1 protein-coding gene and 2 tRNA genes are annotated in these 2,290 nt (G+C 42.0%); 2 read left to right on the plus strand and 1 reads right to left on the minus strand.

The features are described from left to right. Nucleotides 1–76 (minus strand) — tRNA-Val (locus Q4557_RS19625). Between the two features lie 423 nt (nt 77–499). Here Q4557_RS19625 and gltX point away from each other — a divergent pair. Both gltX and Q4557_RS19635 read left to right on the plus strand, forming a co-directional pair. Beyond that, nucleotides 500–1,909 (plus strand): glutamate--tRNA ligase, encoded by a 1,410-nt coding sequence (gltX, locus tag Q4557_RS19630; RefSeq protein WP_102436489.1) that lies wholly within the window; start codon nt 500–502, stop codon nt 1,907–1,909. A gap of 105 nt (nt 1,910–2,014) precedes the next feature. Beyond that, a tRNA-Ala gene (locus Q4557_RS19635) sits at nt 2,015–2,090 on the plus strand. Nucleotides 2,091–2,290 lie beyond the last annotated feature (200 nt).

Genomic DNA, 2,290 nt, shown 5'->3' on the forward strand with positions numbered 1-2,290 from the left:
TGGTGGTCGATACTGGGCTCGAACCAGTGACCCCCTCCTTGTAAGGGAGGTGCTCTCCCAGCTGAGCTAATCGACCTCGCTGTGTGGGGCCGTATTATAGGGAGCAACGAAATACTGTCAACGACTTTTTGATTAAAAAAGTTCAGGCGCGCTAAAAACAGCCGTCTTGGTTGATTGTTAGACGCATTAGACCGCCTTTTGCTGACATCAACCAGATTTTGGCGAATAAATAACATCTCACTATTGATAAGCCCCCTATTATATTCTTTCTGCCTCCACTAATACCTGTTAGTTAGTAGACTACTACTAACCTTTATATTCAAACTTAAATTGATTGCGCAATATTAGATGACGTTGACTATAGTGAATGCCTGCTCCACAAGAATGAAAATAACAAGAGTGGAACTCGCATAATGTGGTGGTTTGGGTATAGAATATCGGCCACTTTATTATATCTGTCTTTATATAGACGTTTTCAGAAATAGGTCAGTGTCCCATTATGACAACTAAGACGCGTTTTGCTCCAAGCCCAACAGGCTTTTTACATGTAGGTGGTGCTCGTACAGCACTTTATTCTTGGCTATATGCTCGTGCGAACCAAGGTGAGTTTGTTTTACGTGTAGAAGATACAGATATTGAACGTTCAACACCTGAAGCTTGCGCTGCGATCTTAGAAGGTATGGAGTGGTTAGGCTTAACTTGGGATGAAGGCCCGTATTACCAAACCAAGCGCTTTGATCGTTACAATGAAATCATTGCTCAAATGCTAGAACAAGGCAGTGCATATAAGTGTTACTGCTCACGTGAGCGTATTGAAGCAATGCGTGAAGAACAAGCTGCTAATGGTGAGTCTCAAAAATATGATGGCCATTGTCGTAACTTAGCGCCACGTGAAACTGACGAGCCGTTTGTTATTCGTTTCAAAAACCCTACAGAAGGTAGTGTGGTATTTGATGATCATGTTCGTGGTCGCATCGAATTTGCTAACGATACTTTAGATGATTTGATCATTGCCCGAACTGAAGGCACGCCAACTTATAACTTCTGTGTAGTTGTTGATGACTGGGACATGGGGATCACTTGTGTTGTACGCGGTGAAGATCACATCAATAACACCCCTCGCCAAATTAATATTTTAAAAGCATTAGGTGCACCTGTTCCTGAATATGCGCACGTATCAATGATTTTAGGCGACGATGGCGCTAAATTATCAAAACGTCATGGCGCAGTTGGCGTAATGCAATACCGTGATGATGGCTATTTACCTGAAGCCCTATTGAACTACTTAGTTCGTTTAGGTTGGTCACATGGCGATCAAGAAGTATTCTCAATTGATGAAATGATTTCATTATTTAAATTAGATGACATCAACAAAGCAGCTTCTGCATTCAATACTGACAAATTAAATTGGCTAAACCAGCACTACATTAAAGAGTCGGCACCAGAATATGTTGCAGGCCACCTTCAATGGCATATGGATGACCAAAAAATTGATACCACAAACGGCCCTGCTTTAGCTGAAGTTGTCACAGCACTTGCAGAAAGAGCGAAAACCTTAAAAGAGTTAGCCGCATCTAGTCGCTACTTCTATGAAGATTTCGACGCTTTTGATGAAAATGCAGCGAAAAAGCACTTGCGTGGTGTTGCAATGGAACCACTTAAGTTAATCCAACAAAAAATTTCTGCTCTATCTGATTGGTCTGTTGAAGCAATTCATCAAGCAATTGAAGACACCGCAGCAGAACTTGAAGTAGGAATGGGTAAAGTTGGAATGCCTTTACGTGTCGCTGTTACAGGCGCCGGAATGTCACCTGCTGTAGATTTAACCTTATTTCTCATTGGAAAGGCTCGTTGCGAACAAAGAATATCCAAAGCGATTGATTTTGTAGCAGCTAGAATAAATTCTTAAAAAACGAGTTGACACTTTTGGGCAGGCTGCATAGAATGCGCCCCGTACTTGAGACACGATGTGATTATTTATCGCAGCATGTCCAAATGCAATTTGTAAAGTTGAGGGGCTATAGCTCAGCTGGGAGAGCGCTTCGCTGGCAGCGAAGAGGTCCACGGTTCGATCCCGTGTAGCTCCACCAATTTTACAACAATTCAAGCGTTAAGTTTTAGCCTACAGAACTTAATGAGTTATTCACTCTTTGCAGAGTTTAATGCAGTCCGGGTCCCCTTCGATTAAAGAAGAGATGCCTAGGGCACCGCGTTATTTTTATTAAGAGCACGGCGGTTTCACTTTAATAGCCTTCTAAAGTGTTACTTATAGGTCTTCGTTATATTAGAA

The organism is Shewanella sp. 5_MG-2023, assembly GCF_030547465.1.
Classification (GTDB): Bacteria; Pseudomonadota; Gammaproteobacteria; order Enterobacterales; family Shewanellaceae; genus Shewanella.

Bases quoted from the DNA above. Each gene is read 5' to 3' on its own strand.
- gltX (WP_102436489.1), top strand. From the start codon at position 500: ATGACAACTAAGACGCGTTTTGCTCCAAGCCCAACAGGCTTTTTACAT.